This window comes from Plantactinospora sp. A48, from assembly GCF_055793945.1.
Genome location: NZ_JBTIXF010000051.1, coordinates 1 through 16,952, shown reverse-complemented (window position 1 = coordinate 16,952; position 16,952 = coordinate 1). Strand labels below are relative to the sequence as shown.

The window sequence follows — 16,952 nt, the reverse complement described above, 5'->3', positions numbered from 1 at the left end:
GGGCCACCGGCTCAGCGGGCCAGGGTGCCGGCCCGGGGTTGGGCCTCGGGAGCCGGATCGGGTTCATTCCGCTGGCCACGGCGCAGCAGCAACGGCAGCGGCAGCAACGCGGCGATCCCGGCCACCACCGCGAGGGTCACATAGCTGCCGTACGCCAGCACCAGGCCGGCCCCCACGCTGGCCAGCGCGGAGGTCCCCCACACCAGCGCGTCCACGCCACCCTGCACCGACAACCGTTCGGCCGGAGTCAACGCCTGGGTGAGCAGGCTGCTGCCGCCCACGAAGCACAGGTTCCAGCCCCAGCCCAGCAGGAACAGGGCGACCACCAGGTAGGGCAGTCCGGTGCCGTGCGACACCGAGACGGCCAGCACGGAACCGGTGAGCACCGCCACACCGAGCACGACGGTCACCCGCGCCCCGTACCGGTCGGCGAGGTGGCCGGACAACGGCGCCAGCGCGAACATCCCGATCAGGTGGGCGCTGAGCACCACGCCGACCGCGCCCAGCCCGTGGGCGTGGGCGGCCATGTGTACCGGCGTCATGGTCATCAGGGCCACCATGGCCAGCTGCCCGGCGATCATCGACACCAGCGCGACGAGCACCGCCGGTTGCCGCCAGACCCGGCGGTCGCTGGCGGCGCCTCCACCACGGGCCCGCACCCGCAGCCTCGGCAGCGACAGCGAGGCGGCCAGGCCGACCATCGCCGCCAGCACCGCGACCAGGAACGGGCCGGCCAGGTCGGGCAGGTCGAGCCCGCCGGCCAGCCGCGCGGCGGGTTCCAGCAGGTTCGGTCCGACGATCGCGCCGAACGTACCGGCCCAGACGGTGACGCCGACCGCCGTGCCGCGGCGCTGCGGCGGATAGAGGTCCGCCGCGCAGTACCGGGACAGCTGCGCCCCACCGTTGCCGACGCCGAGCAGCACCATGCCCAGGATCAGCCAGGAGACGCTGTCACCGGCCACACCGAGGGCCGCGACGATCGCGCCGGCCACCGCCGTCAGATAGCCCAGCGACAGGGCACGCCGGCTGCCCTGCCGGGCCAGGATCGCCGACAGGCCGAGGGTCCCGGCCGCCGTCCCGAGCACCCCGGCCGCGTTCGGCACCCCGCTCCACGCCTCGGTCAGGCGGTGCGCCCCGATCAGGGTCGCCGCGGTACTCGCCCCCACCATGGAGGTGTTGGTGGCCGCCACACCGCCGAGCAACGCCGCCATCGACCGTCTCCGGTCGGTCGTCTGAACATCCCGGTCGGCCGTCAGAGTCTCCATGTTCATCCCCGTTCCCCCATGATGAGCAGGGCCACCGGAAGCCGGGAGAGCATCTCCCCCACCTCCGGGGCCGCCGATTCGATTCGCGCCCCGGTGAACGCGTCCCGCCAGCCTCGCCCGTGGTCGGCGGGCAGCGGCAGCACCGTGTCGGCCCAACCACCCCGCTCCGCGAGCCGCACGGGCAGCCGGGTGGCCACCGCGACCACCGCACCGTTCCGGCCGCCGCGGGCGAACCCCACGAGGTGTTCGGCGGCCGGGCCCTCCGCGCGCAACGGCCGGTACCCGGCGAACAGCTCCGGACGGTCCCGACGCAATCGCAGCGTACGTGAGGTGACCAGCAGCTTGGCCGCACCGCTCGGGTCGGGTTCCGGCAGCCACCCGGCGTCCAGGCGGGCCAGCAACGCCCGCCGGGCCGCGAAATCGACCGGCCGGCGGTTGTCCGGGTCCACCAGGGACCAGTCCCACAGCTCGGTGCCCTGATAGACGTCCGGCACACCGGGACCGGCGAGTTGCAGCAGCTTCTGCCCGAGCGAGTTGACCCAGCCCGGTCCGGCGATCGTGTCGACGAACCCGCGCACCTCGGCCACCAGCTCGACGTCGCCGAACACCCGGGCCGGCCAGCCGGTGACCAGTTCCTCGTAGCCCCGGTCCGGGTCCAGCCAGTTGGTCCGCAGCCGCGACTCCCGGGCGACCTTCAACAGGTACCCGGCCAGCCGGTCCACCCCGATCGGCCACGCCCCGAGCAGCGTCTGCCAGGCCAGTGGTTCCAGGATCGGATCGCCGACGGGCTGCCGCCGGGACCACCGGGCCACCCGCTCGGCGTACTCCTCGGGCAGCTCGCTGAGCACGGCCAGCCGGGCCCGGACGTCCTCCGACCGCTTGGTGTCGTGGGTGGACAGCGTCGTCATGGTGGCCGGCCAGGACGCCTCGCGAGCCAGGTTGGCCCGGTGCAACTCGGCCGGGGTCACCGCGAACCGGTCCGGGTCCACCCCGACCTCGTTGCGGGCGATGAGGACGTTGCGCCGGTAGAGCGCGGTGTCCTCCACCCCCTTGGCCATCACGGCACCGGTCGCCTGTTGCAGGCGCACCGCCAGCGTCCCCTCGGGACGGCGCACCATCTCGGCCCGTACGGCTCGGCAGACGTCGCCGAGCGTCGGGTCGGCGGCGGCCACCCGGTCCACCGCCACGTCCAGCGCCCAGCGGTGCAGCGGCAGGTAGCTGCGGTACACCGGGAACGCCACCAGCAGCGCCCGGACCGCGGCCTCCCGCAGCTCCGGCGGGCGGTCCGGCAGCAGCGCCGCCACGGCGTCGGCCACCCGCCGGACCTCGGCCAGCAGCATCCCCGTCACCACCTGCTCACGGGCGGCTCGCAGCACCTCCGGCACCGGCTCGGCGGCCGGACCGGCCGTCGCGGTGAGCCTGGCCTCCGCCCGGCCGTCGACGAAGACGCCGCAGATCTCCCCCAGCGCGTCATAGCCGGTGGTGCCGTCGATCGGCCAGGCCGGCGGCAACTCCTCGTCCGCCCCCAGGACCTTCTCCACCACGATCCAGGTGTCCGGTGCCGCCGCGCGCAGCCGGCGCAGGTATCCGGTCGGGTCGGCCAGCCCGTCCGGGTGGTCGATCCGCAGCCCGGTCACCTCGCCGGCCCGGATCCAGCGCAGCGGCTCGGCGTGCAGCGCGGCGAACACCTCCGGGTCGTCCATCCGCAGGCCGGCCAGGGTGTCGATGTTGAAGAACCGGCGGTAGTTCAGCTCCGCCGCGCCCCGCCGCCACGACACCAACCGGTAGTGCTGGCGTTCGTGTACCAGCGCGGCCGGCCCGGACCCGGTGGACGGCGCCAGCGGAAACCGGTGATCATGGTAGACGAGCTGGTCGTCGGCGACCTTGAGATCGCCCAGGGCGGCCGAGCCGCCGTCGCCGTCGTCGGCCAGCACCGGCAGCAGCAACGGACCGCTGGCCCAGTCGATGTCGAAACAGCGGGCGTACCGGGAGTCCGGCCCGTGGCGCAGCACGTCCGACCACCACGGGTTGGCCACCGCGTCGGCGACGCCCATGTGGTTGCAGACCACGTCCAGGACGAAGCCGAGCCCGGCCGAGCGCAACCGCTCGGCCAGCCGCGCCCGTTGCGCCGCCCCGCCCCGGGTCGGGTCGACCCGGCCGGGGTCCACCAGGTCGTACCCGTGGGTGGAGCCGGGGGTGGCGGCCAGCAGGGGTGACGCGTACAGCGCGCCGACCCCCAGCTCGACCAGGTAGTCGGTGAGCGCGACCGCGTCCGCCAGCCGAAAGTCCGGCCCGAACTGCAACCGGTAGGTGGCGGAGGGACGCGGCCGGTGGTTGGCGGAGGGAACCGTCATCAGCCGGTGAACCCCCGGGCCCGACGCCTGGCCGCCCGCCGGTCCCGGCCGTACGTCTCGGTGAGCCGCCGCAGCCGGAACTCCAGCCCCGGCGTGAGCGCCCGGTCCCGGAACCGCCACCGCCAGCTTCCCGCGCTCTGCCCGGGGATGTTCATCCGGGCCTCCGATCCGAGTTGCAGCACGTCCTGCAGGGGCAGCACGGCGAGTTCGGCGACCGAGGCGAACACCGCCCGGGCCATCGCCCAGCAGATGCCGTCCGGAATGCCGCCCAGGTAGCGCTCCACCCGGGTCCGCTCGTCGGCGCTCGCCTCCGCCCACCAGCCCGCGGTGGTGTCGTTGTCGTGCGTGCCGGTGTACGCGACACAGTCGGTCGGGAAGTGGTGCGGGAGGTGCTGGTTCTCGTCGCCGGAGAAGGCGAACTGGAGCAGCCGCATGCCCGGGATCCCGGCGTCGACCCGGAGCCGCTGGACCTGCGCGGACGCCGGACCGAGATCCTCGGCCAGCAGCGCGACCTCGCCCAGGGACTTGCGGATCGACTGGAACAGCGGATGCCCCGGGCCGTCGCGCCACTGCCCCGCTCCGGCCGGCTCGCCGACCGGCACCGCCCAGTAGCGCAGGAAGCCACGGAAGTGGTCCAGCCGCACCATGTCGTACAGCTCGGTCATCCGGCGGACCCGGTCGACCCACCAGGCGTAGTGGTCCGCCGCCATGACGTCCCAGCGGTAGAGCGCGTTGCCCCAGACCTGGCCGTCGGAGCTGAACTCGTCCGGCGGGAAGCCCGCCACCACGGTGGGCCGGCCGGCGGAATCCAGCTCGAACAGTCCTCGTTCGACCCAGGTCTCGCAGCTGTCGGTGCCCACGAACATCGCCAGGTCACCGATGATCTCGATACCCCGACGACCCGCCTCGGCGCGGATCGCCCCGTAGTGGCTGGCGAACAGCCACTGCTCGAACCGGTAGTAGGCCAGCCGGTCGGCGGCGGCCTCGTCGAGCCGCCGCAGCGCGTCCGGGTCCCGCCGGGCGTACTCCGCGGGCCAGTCCGGCCACGGCCCGCCGTAGCGCTCCCGCAGCGTCATGAAGCGGGCGTAGTCGTCCAGCCACCACGCCTGGTCCCGGTCGAAGGCCCGACTCTGCTCGGTCGGGGTGAACGCGGCGAACGCCCGGGCCAACAACCGGCGCTTCAACCGTGTCACCGCCGGGTAGTCGACCCGGTCGTCCGGCAGCGCCGGCAGGTCGACCAGGTCGGCCGCGCCGAGCAGCCCGTCCGCGCGCAGCCGGGACACACTTATCGACAGCGGGTTGCCCGCCATCGTCGCGTACGACTGGTAGGGGCAGCCGTCACCGCCGACCGGGTTCAGCGGCAGGACCTGCCAGATCCGCTGCTCTGCCGCGACGAGGAAGTCCAGCCACTCCACGGCCGCCGGGCCGAACTCACCCACCCCGTACGGCCCCGGCAGTGAACTCGGGTGCAGCAGTATCCCGCTACGTCGTTCCGGCACCGGATCCGTCCTCCCCCGCTGTCCCGGCGCCCCGACACCGGTCGGCCGTCTCACCCCGGTAGAGCCGTTCGTAGTGGTGGGCCGCCTCGTCCCAGGAGAACCGGGCCCGCATCCCCAGGTCCCGCAGCCGCGCCCAGGCCGGCCGGTCGGCGTACCGGGCCAGCATCGTGGCCAGCACCGAGACCAGCTCCGCCGGACGGTCACCGGCGAAGTGGAAGCCCAGCCCGGTCCGGGCCACCGTCTCGACCATGCCGCCGACGTGCCGGGTCACCGGCACCGAGCCGTACCGCAGGGCGATCAGCGGGGCGAGCCCGCACGGCTCGAACCGGGACGGCGCGAGGAACGCGTCGGAACCGGCGTACGCCAGTCGGGCGGTCGGTTCCCCGCTGTCCGGGTGGAAGGCCATCTGCGGGTAGTAGCGGGCGACCCGGCGGAACGCGCCCTCGAACTCGGCGCCCATCCCGACCACCACCAGTTGCAGCCGGAGCGCGGCGATCTCGTCGATGCTCTCCAGCAGCAGCTCGACGCCCTTCTGGCTGACCAGCCGGGCGACGAAGGCGACCAGCGGCACCTGCGGGTCGACCGGCAGGTCGCTGCGCTCCTGCAGGGTCCGCTTGGCCACCGTCTTGCCGGCCAGGTCGTCCACGTCGTACCGGGCCGGCAGATGCCGGTCGGTGGCCGGGTTGAACTCGTCGTAGTCGACCCCGTTGAGGATGCCGACGTAGTCGTCGCTGCGCGACCGCAGCAGGCCGTGCAGCCCCGATCCGTGCGCCGGACCGAGGGTTTCGTCGCGGTAGCGTCCGCTGACCGTGGTCACCGCGTCGGCGTGCCGGATGCCCTGGGCGAGCAGGTTACCGGTGCCGTACCGGGTGAGGTCCAGCTCGACGGCCTTGTCGTGCGGAAAGAGCCCCTGGTACGCCAGGTTGTGGATGGTCATCACCGTGCGCGGCCGGCCGGGCCGATCGCCCAGGTACGCCGGGATGTGCCCGACGTGCCAGTCGTTGCAGTGGACCGCGTCGGGCCGCTCGTCCTGGCGGAGCGCGTGCTCGCCCACGGCGCGGGAGAAGAGCACGAACGAGGTCAGATGCCGCTCGACGTACCCCTCCGGGCGTTCCCAGTCGGGGTACCGGTCGCCGCGCAGGGCGAAGTACCGCACCCCGTGGTGATCACCGAGGTCGGCGACCTCGAACACCGCCCGCTGACCGCCGGCCGCCACCGGGATCCGGCCGACCGGCCGGCCGGCGGGCAACCCCGCGTAGCCGGGCAGGAACAACCGCACGTCGTGCCCGCGCCGGGCCAGGGTCCGGGGCAGCGCCTGGGCCACGTCGCCCAGGCCGCCGACCTTGACCAGCGGAGCCACCTCGGAGGTCGCGAAGAAGATCCGCAACCGGTCGTCGCGACTCACGCCCGTCCTCCCGGTACGGCGACCGTCCGCCCGCCCTGCCCGGCGGTGAGCTGCCCGGCCGGGGCGGTGACGGACGTGGAGATCGTGACCGGCCCCCCGGGCAGGTCCAGCGCCACGCCGTGGGGCACCGGTGTACAGGCCAGTCCGGTCAGGTCCGGCACCGTCCAGCGGGCGCCGGCGGCCCGCAGCACCGACGCCACGCCGACGCCCACCGCGCCGGCACCGGCGGCGCTGGCCGCCAGCACTCCGCTCGGCGAGTCCTCGACGACCAGGCACCGTCCGGGTGGCAGGTCGAGTCGGGTCGCGGCCAGCCGGTAACAGTCCGGCGCGGGTTTGCCCCGCTCGGTCTCGCCCCAGGTCACCATCGTCTCGAACAGCTCCGTCGCGCCGAGGTGGGCGACGGCCCGGCGGGCTCGCGCCGCGGACGCCCCGGTGACCAGGGCGAGCCGTACGCCCGCCGCGCCCATGGTGGTGACCAGGTCCCGCGCCCCGGGCACCTCGACGAAACCCAGATCGGTCTCCACCGTCCGCACCCGGTGCAGCAGCCGGCTCCGGGCGGCCTCGTCCAGGTCGCCGAAGAGGGCCGCGACGGTGTGCTCCGGAGCGCAGCCCAGCACGTGGTCGCGGATGGCCGGCCCGGACAGCGTCCGATCGTGACCGGCGGCCAGCTCCCGCCAGAGCGCCAGAATGGCCTCGGTCGAGTCGATCAGTACGCCGTCCAGGTCGAACAGCACGCCCGCGAAGTCGGGCGCGGCATCCGCCGACATCAGCCCCCCGCCACGGCGGGCAGGATGGTCAGCGAGTCGCCGTCCCGCAGGGGCGAGTCCAGCAGGCCGCTGGTACGGACGTCGGTGTCGTTGATGTAGAGGTTGATGAAGCGCCGCAGCTTCCCGTCCTCGTTCATCAGCTTGGATCCGAGTTGCGGGTGCAGGCTGCTGAGGTGCGCCAGTACCTCGGCCAGGGTGGCGCCCTTGGCGGTCACGTGCTTGTGGCCGCTGGTGTAGTTACGGAAGACGGTCGGGATTGTCACTTCGACGGACATGCTCTGCTCCTCCTCAGCTGGGGATCTCGTCGCCGCGCATCGCCCCGGCGAGGTACGACAGCCGACCGGCCTCGACGGCGTACCGCACGGCGCGCGCCATCAGCATCGGCTCCCTGGCCTGGACCAGCGCGGTGTTGACCAGTACCGCAGCCGCGCCCATCTCCATCGCGTAGGTGACGTGCCGGGCGCTGCCCAGGCCACCCTCGACGATCACCGGTATGGTCAGTTCCTTGATGATCCGGTGGATCGGTGCCGGGTCCGGAATGCCGGCGCCGGAGGCGACCGGGGCGGCCATCACGCGCAGCGCGGAGCAGCCCAGGTCCTGTAGCTCCCGGGCCGTGGCCAGGTCGGGCAGGATGAACGGCATCACCTCGTGGCCCACCTCGCGGAGCTGGGCCGCCACCTGGATGGTGGCCCGGTTGTCCGGCAGGTTGTCCGCGCTGCGGACGTCGAGCTTGAACACCGTGATGCCGTACGCCTCGTGCAGGATGCGCGTGGTCTTCCAGGCGCTTTCGGCGGACCGGGCGAACGACGTGGTGCCGATCCACAGGTAGTCGTCGACGTTGATCTCGTCCTCGACGTCCGACAGCACCAGGCTGGACCGGTTGTTGTCCGGGTCGACGGTGGTGATGAAGACCTGGGCGCCGGTCGCCTCGAGCACCTGACGGATCACCGACGGGGACGTGTACTGCTCGATGCCGACGAGCAACCGCGAGGTCAGCGCGGTGCCGCCGATGGTCAGCCAGGCATCCTGGAGATCGGTGACCTCCATCGAGTCCACAGACATGTACAACCCCTCTGGTTCGACCATCCGCAGTTGTTACGACCTAAATGTTCGCGCCCCGCAAATCGTTACGGCATCTTCCAAAGTGCTCCGTCCGACAGTTGACCGCGTAACATCTGCTTGCTATCGACGTTTGTGAACTCGTCCCGCGCTCATCGACCCACGGTCCACGGATCTCGGGGCGGGGGAGCCAGAGGTAAGACGTTTCCGGTTCCGTCCACTGTGTCGATGCCCCAACCGGCATCCGACACACCCCTCCGGACCTCGCCGGCAAGGCACGCCGACCATCTCGCCGCATCGACAACTGTCACTTGACAGTCCCGAGACATCGGATCTATCGTTTGCCGGGACCGGTTGGTCGAGCCTGCGGAGAACTGCCCGAGTATGCCCCACCTACGCGGTCAGCCCGCTCATCGGCGCCTGCCCCTGTCCTGCTCGGTCCGCGACCATCCACGGCCGCGCGCGACGCCTACGGCCCGGGACTGACCGCGGGCAACGCGGACCGGGCCTGACCGCGGGCAGCGCGGACCGGGCCTGACCGCGGGCAACGCGGCTCGTCCGGCCCACAACCAGACGAAGCCGCGATGGCGCCCGAGTTGACGGGCTGGTCCCACCCGGCCCATCAGCTGAGCGAGGCGCGGCGAGGACGGCGGTGACCCCGCCCATCGACCCGGCCGGCGGCGGAGACGAGTCTCGATGACAGAAGGAGTTGGAACGCCTTGAAACACAGACCAACGCTGGTGTCCCTCGTGGTCGCCGCGGTTACCGTCATGGTGACCGGCGGCCTGACCCTCGGCGGCGGGCTCGCTGCCGCCGGCAGTGTCGGTACGCAGGCCGCCACGGCCGGGTGCGGCAAGGCACCCACACTGACCAGCGGCAAACGCACGATCACCAGCAGCGGCCAGAACCGCAGCTACATCCTGCGCATCCCCGACAACTACGACAACAACCACCCCTACCGGCTGGTCTTCTCCTTCCACTGGGTCGGCGGCACCGCCGAACAGGTCGACAACGGCAGCACCAGCGGCATCGAATGGTCCTACTACGGACTCCGCGTCGACAAATACGGCAAAACCAACACCATCTTCGTCGCCCCCCAAGGCATCAACAACGGCTGGGGCAACACCAACGGCCAAGACCTCACCTTCGTCGACGACATGACCCGCCAAATCGAAAACGGCCTCTGCATCGACACCACCCAACTGTTCGCCTCCGGCTTCAGCTACGGCGGCGCCATGACCTACGCCATCGCCTGCGCCCGAGCCACCACCTTCCGCGGCGTCATCGTCTACTCCGGCGGCGTCCTCAGCGGCTGCCAGGGCGGCACCCAACCCATCGCCTACTTCGGCATCCACGGACTACGCGACACCACCCTGCCCATCTCCGGCGGACGCTCCATGCGCGACCGATTCGTCCAGAACAACGGCTGCACCCGACAGAACCCCCCCGAACCACCCCAGGGCAGCCTCACCCACATCGTCACCTGGTACACCGGCTGCCAACCCGGCTACCCCGTCGTCTGGGGCGCCTTCGACGGACCCCACGCCCCCAACGCCGTCGACGGCTCCGCCGACCCCTACGCACCCGGCGCCAAATCCTGGACCCAAGCCGAAGTCTGGAAATTCATCACCTCACTGAACTCCACGTCGCCGACGACGGCCCCGCCGACCACGACCCCGCCGACCAGCACGCCGCCCACGACCGCTCCGCCGACCACGCAACCGCCGACGAGCGCGCCGCCCACGACCCAGGCGCCCGGCGGTGCCTGCGGCGCCAGCTACCGGACGATCAACGCCTGGTCGGGCGGCTTCCAGGGTGAGGTCACCGTCACGGCCGGCAGTTCGGCGATCAACGGCTGGGGCGTCCGGTGGACCCTCGACGGCGGCCAGACCATCAGCCAGGTGTGGAACGGTACGTTGACCGTCAACGGCTCGTCCGTGACCGTGCGCAACGCGTCCTACAACGGCACGGTGCCGGCGTCCGGGTCGACCACGTTCGGCTTCCTCGCCAACGGCACGCCGACCGCTCCGACGCTGACCTGCACCAGCCCGTAACCCCGATACCCGCCAAGCGGCGGCGGACCCCACCGCGACCGGGGCCGGAGCCTCGCCGGTCCGACCGGAGTCCGCCGCCGCTTCCTGGGGTCCGCCGTGGCGGGCGGACCTCCGATCTGCCCGCGCAGAGATGGGGCGGGCGAGCCCCCGATCTGCCGTTCAGGTGCCGGCGAACCCCGATCTGCCCGCTCAGTAGCGGGCGGTGATGAACCAGGCGAACGGCAACAGCACGACCAGTGTCGCGGCGACCCAGCCGAGCGCGCGGGGCACGCTTCCGGCCAACCTGCGCAGCACCAGCACGTTGACCCCGAGGAAGGCGGCGCCCAGCGGCACGCCCGTGACCATCAGGAACAGCACCGCCGCACTCGCCTCGTCACCGTCGATCTCCATGGGTGGCACCTGTCCCGCGATCGTGGCGGACGTGTGGTTCGTCTGCGGCGGGTACGGGCTGCGCGCCGCGTACGCCAGCAGGGACATGAGCACGCCGAGCGGCACGACGGCGAGCACTCCGAGCACCAGGTTGGTCAGCGCGCCCAGCAGCGTGGTCGTGATCAGTTTCCGCACGTCGCACAGTGTCTCGCGGATGGCGCCACGCCAAGCGGGCGCCACAGTTCCTCGCCGAGGCACTGCCCGGTCTCGATCCGGGCATCGTCCGATTCGTACCGCACCACGTCGCGCACGCCGCCTCGGCGGGACTCGCCGCGCCACCGACCACCAGCGGATCGGCGGTGCTGGTACTCGGGTAGCCGGGACGACTCGCGTCGCCGCGCGCGATGTCTTTCGAGGCTCGCGGGAATCAGACGATCCGACGGGGGTCGCTGCCGCAGTCGAAGATGCCGGTCCGCTACTGGTCGACGTAGTGGTACCGACAGGCGACGATCTCGACGTCATCCTTGGCGATCCGATACACCAACCGGTGTTCGCGATCGATCCGGCGGGACCAGAATCCGGACAGCTCTCCCCGGAGGGGTTCCGGCTTCCCGATGCCCTCGTATCCGTTGCGCATTACGTCGGCGATGAGGTCGTTGATGCGCTTGACCAACTTCCGGTCCGTGTGGCTGAGGTACTGGCTCCACGCCGTCGCGGTGAAGACCAGCCTCATGCGACGTCCGCCACGGCGGCCGGGTCGGTCAGCTCCCGCTCGGCCGCCTCGCCCTTTTCAAGCTCCGCGATCGATCGACGCAAAGCCGCAGCGTTGCTCGGGCTTCGGAGGAGATACTCGGTTTCCTTCATCGACTCGTACTCGGCGAGCGGCACGATCACCACCGGTTCGTGGCCCGACCGGGTCACCACCACTTCCTCCACGTCGTTGATGACGCTGTCGAGTTCGGCGGCCAGGTTCTTTCGTAGTTGGGTGAAGTTCACAGTCCGCATAGCGATCACCTCCAAGAGAAGTACAGAAAACTGTACCTCAAGAGGTGCGTGAGCTGACCCGTCGTCTCCTTCAGCGGCGCGCTCGCCCGCGCCGATTCTGTACGCACAGGAGCCACGCCAGGTACAGCAACCGCCGATCGCCGGCGGCCGACTCCGCCCGGGCGGGGAGGATCGCGGCAAGACCGCCGGCCCCGTCGTACTCCTCGTCCTCGCTGTCCAGGTCGAGGATCATGGGCGAGCGGGTGGCCCGGAAATAGGCCGACTGCCCGACGCAGTACCGGGTGGCCCTGACCAGGGAATCATCCCCGTCTTCAAGATCCCCCAGCGCGATGATGCCCCCGCCCGAAACGGACGAGGGCATCTCAACGGGTTCACCAGTTCGCACAATGGTGCGGTCGGTGGAGCCGAGGGGACTCGAACCCCTGACCCCCACACTGCCAGTGTGGTGCGCTACCAGCTGCGCCACGGCCCCCGGTGTTGCTGGCCCGGTCGCCCGGGCACTCGCGAAATAATACACACGCGGCGAGCGACCCCCAACGGGGCACCCCCTAGTTCAGTGCCACGTCCGGGGGGAAGTGCGCCACCGCGGCCATGATCCCGCCCTGCCGGCGCAGCACCATCGGCCACAGATCATCCGGGCGGTCCACGAACGGGTCACCGGGCAGCGCGTCGAGGACGAACCAGGACCCGGCGGCGATCTCCTGCTCCACCTGGCCCGGCTCCCAACCGGAGTAACCGGCGAAGACCCGGATCCCGGTCACGTCCGTCCGCAGCCGCTCCGGATCCACCGACAGGTCGACCGTGCCGACCGCGCCGGAGATCCGGTTGAAGCCCTTCACCCGCTGCGCCGGATTGCGCATCCGGGCCAGACAGATCGCCGACTCCGGCTGCACCGGGCCCCCCTCGAAGAGCACCGCCGGGTCGCCGGCCAGTTCACCCCAGTCCCCCAGCACGTCCCCGACCGGTACCTCCGTGGCGCGGTTGAGAACCACACCAAGTGCGCCGCCGGGCTCGTGGGCGACGAGGAGGACGACGGTGCGATCGAAGTTCGGATCCTTCAGAGTCGGCGTCGCGACCAGCAGCTGCCCGGTCATCGACTCCATGGACCGCCCACCGATCGCCTGCCCTTCTGAATGCATGCCAGCCACCTGCTATCCCCGCGCCAGGTCGGCGCCGCACATCGCGGGCACGGGGTTGTGCCCGACGGTCAGCCACGCAGTCAACGCCATGCCCGCACCATAGCTTGCGGCGCACCGCCTGGTTAAGGTCTGTCAGGCCGGCGCGGCCGGCAACGAGACATCGACAGGACGCCGTACGGGAGGGTGGAGACCGGTGCAGCAGAACGCGGAACTGGCGGTCATCGGGGGGTCGGGCCTGTACGCGCTGCTCGATGACGTACAGGTGTGCCCCGTGGACACTCCGTACGGACCGCCGTCGGATCCGGTGATGCTCGCCGAACTCGACGGCCGAAGAGTCGCATTTCTGCCACGACACGGACGTGATCACCGGCACCCGCCGCACCTGATCCCGTACCGGGCCAACCTGTGGGCGCTGCGTTCCCTCGGCGTACGGCAGATCATCGCGCCGTGTGCCGTCGGCGGCCTGCGGCCGGAGTTGGGGCCCGGCGCCTTCGTGGTCCCGGATCAGCTGATCGACCGGACGAGCGGGCGGGTCCAGACCTACTACGACCGGGGCGCGGTACACGTGCCGTTCGCCGACCCGTACTGCCCGACCGGTCGGGCGGTGGTGCTGGACACCGCCCGCCGCGAGGGCGTCCCCACGCAGGACGGCGGCACCATGGTGGTGGTCGAGGGCCCGCGCTTCTCCACCCGCGCCGAATCCCGGTGGTACGCCTCGATGGGCGGCTCCGTGATCAACATGACCGGCCATCCCGAGGCGGTGCTCGCCCGCGAACTGGCGCTCTGCTACACCGCGATCGCGCTGGTGACCGACTACGACGCGGGGGTCGAGGCCGGCCAGGGCGTGACCCAGGACGAGGTCTTCCGGGTCTTCGCCGAGAACATCGCAACCCTGCGCGGCCTGCTGATCGAGGCCGTCACGGCGCTGCCCCGGGAACGGACCTGCCCGTGCGCGCGCAGCCTCGACGGGATCGACCTGCCCATCGAGCTGCCCTGACGATCCGGCGCGGCCACCGCCCTTCACCGCCGATCGCCCACCTGGAGGCGGGAAATCGGGCAGGCTCGACCCGTGGCCACGGTGCGGGAAACGACGTACGACCTGCTGCGTGCGCTCGGGCTGACGACGATCTTCGGCAACCCCGGATCGACCGAGGAGCCCTTCCTGCGGGACTTCCCGGACGACTTCCGGTACGTCCTGGCGCTCCAGGAGGCCTCCGCGGTGGCGATGGCCGACGGATACGCCCAGGCCACCGGCCGGGCCGCGCACGTCAACCTGCACACCGCCCCCGGGGTCGGCAACGGGATGGGCAACCTCGTCACCGCCTGGCACAACCGCACCCCGCTGCTCGTCACCGCCGGCCAGCAGACCCGCGAGATGCTGCTGACCGAACCCCGCCTGGCCAGCCCACGCGCCACCGAACTGGTCCAGCCGTACGTGAAATGGAGTTACGAACCGGTCCGGGCCCGGGACGTACCGGCCGCGCTGTTACGCGGGTACGCCACGGCGGTCCAACCGCCCGCCGGTCCGGTGCTGCTGTCCGTACCGATGGACGACTGGGCGCAGCCGGCCGGCGACCCACCGCCGGTACGCCGGGTGAGCACCCGGGTCGCCCCCGATCCGGACCGGCTCCGGGAGTTCGCCGCCGACCTGGAGGCCAGCCGGAACCCGGCCCTCGTGTTCGGTGGCGCCGTCGACCGGTCCGACGGCTGGGCGGCGGCCGTGGCACTGGCGGAACGGCTACGCGCGCCGGTGTGGTCCGCCCCGTCCCCCGAACGGGTCGGGTTTCCCGAGAACCACCCGCAGTTCCGCGGTGTCCTGCCGTTCGCCGTCGGACCACTGGCCGAGCGACTGACCGGCCACGACGTGGTGCTGGTCGTCGGCGCCCCGGTGTTCCGCTACTACCCGCACGTACCGGGCGACCATCTGCCCGCCGGCACCCGGCTGCTGCACGTCACCGACGACCCGGGCGAGGCCGCGCGGGCACCGGTCGGGGACAGCGTGCTCGGCGACGCCCGCCTGGCCTGCGCGAGCCTGGCCGAGCTGATCGCCCAACGCGACCGGCCGGTCCCGGCGGGCCGGCCACCGCCGCCGGAACCCGACGACGGGGTCCCGCCGAGCCCCGACGCGCTGTTCGCCGCGCTGGCCCGGCTCTGGCCCGCCGACGGCGTGCTGGTGCAGGAGACCCCGTCCAACCTGTCGGCGCTGCGCCGCCGGTTGCCGATCACCCGCCCCCGGTCGTACTTCACGATGGCCAGCGGTGGACTCGGTTACGGCCTGCCGGCAGCGGTGGGCGTGGCGCTGGCCGAGCGGGACACCGGACGACACCGGCCGGTCATCGCGGTGATCGGTGACGGCTCGTTCCACTACTGCGTCCAGGCGCTCTGGACCGCCGCCCGGCAGCACCTTCCGCTGGTCGTACTGGTGCCGGTGAACGGCCAGTACGGCATCCTCAAGGCGTTCGCGGCGCACGAGGACGCGCCCGGGGTACCCGGTCTGGACCTGCCCGGCCTGGACCTGCTCGGCGTCGCCCGCGGCTACGGCTGCGCCGCGTACCCCGTCGAATCGGTGGCGGCGTTGGAGGCCGCGCTGCCGGCGGCGCTCGCCGCCGACGGCCCGACGGTGCTCGCGGCACCGATCACCCGGGACATCCCGGCCATCCTGTAAGCCGCCGCCCTGGCAACCGGCGTGCGGTTACCGGATGGCCTACGGTGACCCACCTACGTCCGCCACGCCCGGGTGCCGCAACACCCCACCCGCACGGCGACCGTCGCGACCGACCGCGCGGTGACCGACCGGGACATGAACCACGTTGCTGTCACCGGTCGGTTGCCGGCCGGGCGGTGGCCGGTTGCCGGCCGGGCGGTGGCCGGTTGCCGGCCGGGCGCTTGTCGGTTGCCGGCCGGGCGCTGGCCGGGCGCTGGCCGGCCCCGGCCGCTGGTTGGGCGCTGGCCGGCCCCGGTCGCAGGGTGGGCGCTGGCCGGCCTCGGCGCCGGCCGGGCGCTGGCCGGCGCCGGTCGCAGGGTGGGCGCTGGCCGGCCTCGGCGCCGGCTTGGCCGAGGCGGTCGCGTGGGTGGTGTCAGGTCTCCGCGCCGATGTCGATCTGGTACGCCTGGTAGACCAGATCCGCACCGCGTTGCCGATGCCGGGACAACTCGCGCAGCAGATCACCGCCCCAGGACCGAACCTGGTCGATCGTCGTCTCCGGATGGTCCGCCCGCAGTCGCAGCGCGGCGATGGCCGCCAACACGGCCGCGTGCTCCCGCACCAGCACGTGTACTCCACGGGCCAGCCGCGGCGCGCGGTCCAGCAGTTCCGCGTACAGCCCGGCCGGACCCTCGGTCACCACCATGTGCTCACCGAACGCCTGGCTCAGGCCGGCGAGCCGGCTCGTCACCCGCTGCCGCCACATCGGATCACCGGCCGGCGCGGCAAGGGCGCGTTCAACGTTCTGGATGTCGTTCAGCAGGGTCATCCGGTGGGCCCGGGCGGCTCGTAGCGACGGGCCACCGGAGCCGGACGAGATCTTGGACACCGGAGGTCGGGCTGGAATCATCGCCATTGACGCACCTCCTCGCACGTCGGTCCGCCCATTGACGCACCTCCTCGCACGTCGGTCCGTGAGGAGATGGTGCGGCCTGCGGACCCTGCCCGTCCAGAGGAAGTTCTGTCGAAATCGCCTCGCTTCACCCGTTCGTGGCCCCCACCACCCCACCGCCCCCACCAGCCCCGCCAGCCCCACCCCAGCCCCGCCACACGCCCCACCCACCCCAGTCGCCCCCGTCCCCCCACCCCCCGGCCTCGCGCTCCCGCTCGGCCTCCACCGCCCGGCGGACCTGTTTCGGCGACATCGGGGGGTTGGCGGGTCCGGGACCCCCCGACACCGCCGAACTTGTGCTGATCTTGCTGCCGCCGCCGACGCAGTACGGGGGGGGGGGGGGGGGGGGGGGGGGGGGGGGGGGGGGGGGGGGGGGGGGGGGGGGGGGGGGGGGGGGGGGGGGGGGAGGAGGGGCTAGGATGCGCTGCTGCATTCATACT

The 16,952-nt window shown here is 72.2% G+C and carries 17 protein-coding genes and 1 tRNA gene; 4 read left to right on the top strand and 14 right to left on the bottom strand.

Translation table 11 applies throughout. The features are described 5' to 3' along the window. Positions 1-11: 11 nt before the first annotated feature. The 7 genes from ACXN5W_RS22715 to ACXN5W_RS22685 are packed head-to-tail and all read right to left on the bottom strand — an operon-like array spanning position 12 to position 8,352. Positions 12-1,271 carry an MFS transporter gene (locus ACXN5W_RS22715; RefSeq protein WP_473160370.1) on the bottom strand — a complete coding sequence of 420 codons (1,260 nt, stop codon included), beginning with the start codon at positions 1,269-1,271 and terminating at the stop codon, positions 12-14. Next, positions 1,268-3,619, bottom strand: coding sequence for a malto-oligosyltrehalose synthase (gene treY / locus ACXN5W_RS22710; protein ID WP_473160369.1), 2,352 nt, complete (start codon positions 3,617-3,619; stop codon positions 1,268-1,270). The genes ACXN5W_RS22715 and treY overlap by 4 nt, the downstream gene beginning before the upstream one ends. Beyond that, positions 3,619-5,118, bottom strand: coding sequence for a 4-alpha-glucanotransferase (gene malQ / locus ACXN5W_RS22705; RefSeq protein ID WP_473160368.1), 1,500 nt, complete (start codon positions 5,116-5,118; stop codon positions 3,619-3,621). Before malQ ends, treY begins: the two co-directional genes overlap by 1 nt. Next, positions 5,102-6,523: a glycogen synthase gene (locus ACXN5W_RS22700; RefSeq protein WP_473160367.1), complete on the bottom strand. Its 1,422-nt coding sequence runs from the start codon at positions 6,521-6,523 to the stop codon at positions 5,102-5,104. The genes malQ and ACXN5W_RS22700 overlap by 17 nt, the downstream gene beginning before the upstream one ends. After that, positions 6,520-7,290 carry an HAD family hydrolase gene (locus ACXN5W_RS22695; protein WP_473160366.1) on the bottom strand — a complete coding sequence of 257 codons (771 nt, stop codon included), beginning with the start codon at positions 7,288-7,290 and terminating at the stop codon, positions 6,520-6,522. The genes ACXN5W_RS22700 and ACXN5W_RS22695 overlap by 4 nt, the downstream gene beginning before the upstream one ends. Next, on the bottom strand, positions 7,290-7,565 hold the full coding sequence (locus tag ACXN5W_RS22690) for a MoaD/ThiS family protein (RefSeq protein ID WP_473160365.1): 276 nt from the start codon (positions 7,563-7,565) through the stop codon (positions 7,290-7,292). Before ACXN5W_RS22690 ends, ACXN5W_RS22695 begins: the two co-directional genes overlap by 1 nt. Before the next feature lie 13 nt (positions 7,566-7,578). Next, entirely contained in the window at positions 7,579-8,352 is a 774-nt protein-coding gene (locus tag ACXN5W_RS22685; RefSeq protein ID WP_473160364.1) for a HisA/HisF-related TIM barrel protein, read from the bottom strand. A 716-nt stretch (positions 8,353-9,068) separates the two neighbouring features. Here ACXN5W_RS22685 and ACXN5W_RS22680 point away from each other — a divergent pair. Beyond that, on the top strand, positions 9,069-10,403 hold the full coding sequence (locus ACXN5W_RS22680; protein ID WP_473160363.1) for a CE1 family esterase: 1,335 nt from the start codon (positions 9,069-9,071) through the stop codon (positions 10,401-10,403). Positions 10,404-10,592: 189 nt separating this feature from the next. Here ACXN5W_RS22680 and ACXN5W_RS22675 read toward each other — a convergent pair whose 3' ends face one another. After that, a complete protein-coding gene (locus ACXN5W_RS22675; protein WP_473160362.1) occupies positions 10,593-10,967 on the bottom strand; it encodes a hypothetical protein in 375 nt (124 codons plus the stop codon). Positions 10,968-10,975: 8 nt separating this feature from the next. Between ACXN5W_RS22675 and ACXN5W_RS22670 the strand changes: the two genes are divergently transcribed. Continuing rightward, positions 10,976-11,149, top strand: coding sequence for a hypothetical protein (locus tag ACXN5W_RS22670; RefSeq protein WP_473160361.1), 174 nt, complete (start codon positions 10,976-10,978; stop codon positions 11,147-11,149). Positions 11,150-11,247: 98 nt separating this feature from the next. On the opposite strand, the gene ACXN5W_RS22665 is transcribed toward ACXN5W_RS22670, so the two are convergent. From ACXN5W_RS22665 to ACXN5W_RS22645, 5 genes are all read right to left on the bottom strand, one after another. After that, the gene (locus tag ACXN5W_RS22665) at positions 11,248-11,505 is read right to left on the bottom strand and encodes a Txe/YoeB family addiction module toxin (RefSeq protein WP_473160360.1); all 258 of its coding nucleotides are present in this window, start codon (positions 11,503-11,505) and stop codon (positions 11,248-11,250) included. Next, positions 11,502-11,777 carry a type II toxin-antitoxin system Phd/YefM family antitoxin gene (locus ACXN5W_RS22660; RefSeq protein WP_473160359.1) on the bottom strand — a complete coding sequence of 92 codons (276 nt, stop codon included), beginning with the start codon at positions 11,775-11,777 and terminating at the stop codon, positions 11,502-11,504. The genes ACXN5W_RS22665 and ACXN5W_RS22660 overlap by 4 nt, the downstream gene beginning before the upstream one ends. A gap of 70 nt (positions 11,778-11,847) precedes the next feature. After that, a complete protein-coding gene (locus ACXN5W_RS22655) occupies positions 11,848-12,138 on the bottom strand; it encodes a hypothetical protein (protein ID WP_473160358.1) in 291 nt (96 codons plus the stop codon). 38 nt (positions 12,139-12,176) lie between these two features. Further along, positions 12,177-12,249, bottom strand: a tRNA-Ala gene (locus ACXN5W_RS22650). A gap of 76 nt (positions 12,250-12,325) precedes the next feature. Further along, a complete protein-coding gene (locus tag ACXN5W_RS22645) occupies positions 12,326-12,916 on the bottom strand; it encodes a YqgE/AlgH family protein (RefSeq protein WP_473160357.1) in 591 nt (196 codons plus the stop codon). Positions 12,917-13,109: 193 nt separating this feature from the next. On the opposite strand from ACXN5W_RS22645, the gene ACXN5W_RS22640 reads away from it, so the two are divergent. Together ACXN5W_RS22640 and mdlC are read left to right on the top strand one after the other, a co-directional pair. Continuing rightward, positions 13,110-13,913, top strand: coding sequence for an S-methyl-5'-thioadenosine phosphorylase (locus ACXN5W_RS22640; protein ID WP_473160356.1), 804 nt, complete (start codon positions 13,110-13,112; stop codon positions 13,911-13,913). 72 nt (positions 13,914-13,985) lie between these two features. Beyond that, positions 13,986-15,581: a benzoylformate decarboxylase gene (gene mdlC / locus ACXN5W_RS22635; RefSeq protein ID WP_473160355.1), complete on the top strand. Its 1,596-nt coding sequence runs from the start codon at positions 13,986-13,988 to the stop codon at positions 15,579-15,581. A gap of 412 nt (positions 15,582-15,993) precedes the next feature. Here the strand turns inward: mdlC and ACXN5W_RS22630 are convergent, their stop codons facing one another. Continuing rightward, positions 15,994-16,476: a hypothetical protein gene (locus ACXN5W_RS22630; RefSeq protein WP_473160354.1), complete on the bottom strand. Its 483-nt coding sequence runs from the start codon at positions 16,474-16,476 to the stop codon at positions 15,994-15,996. Positions 16,477-16,952: the final 476 nt, after the last annotated feature.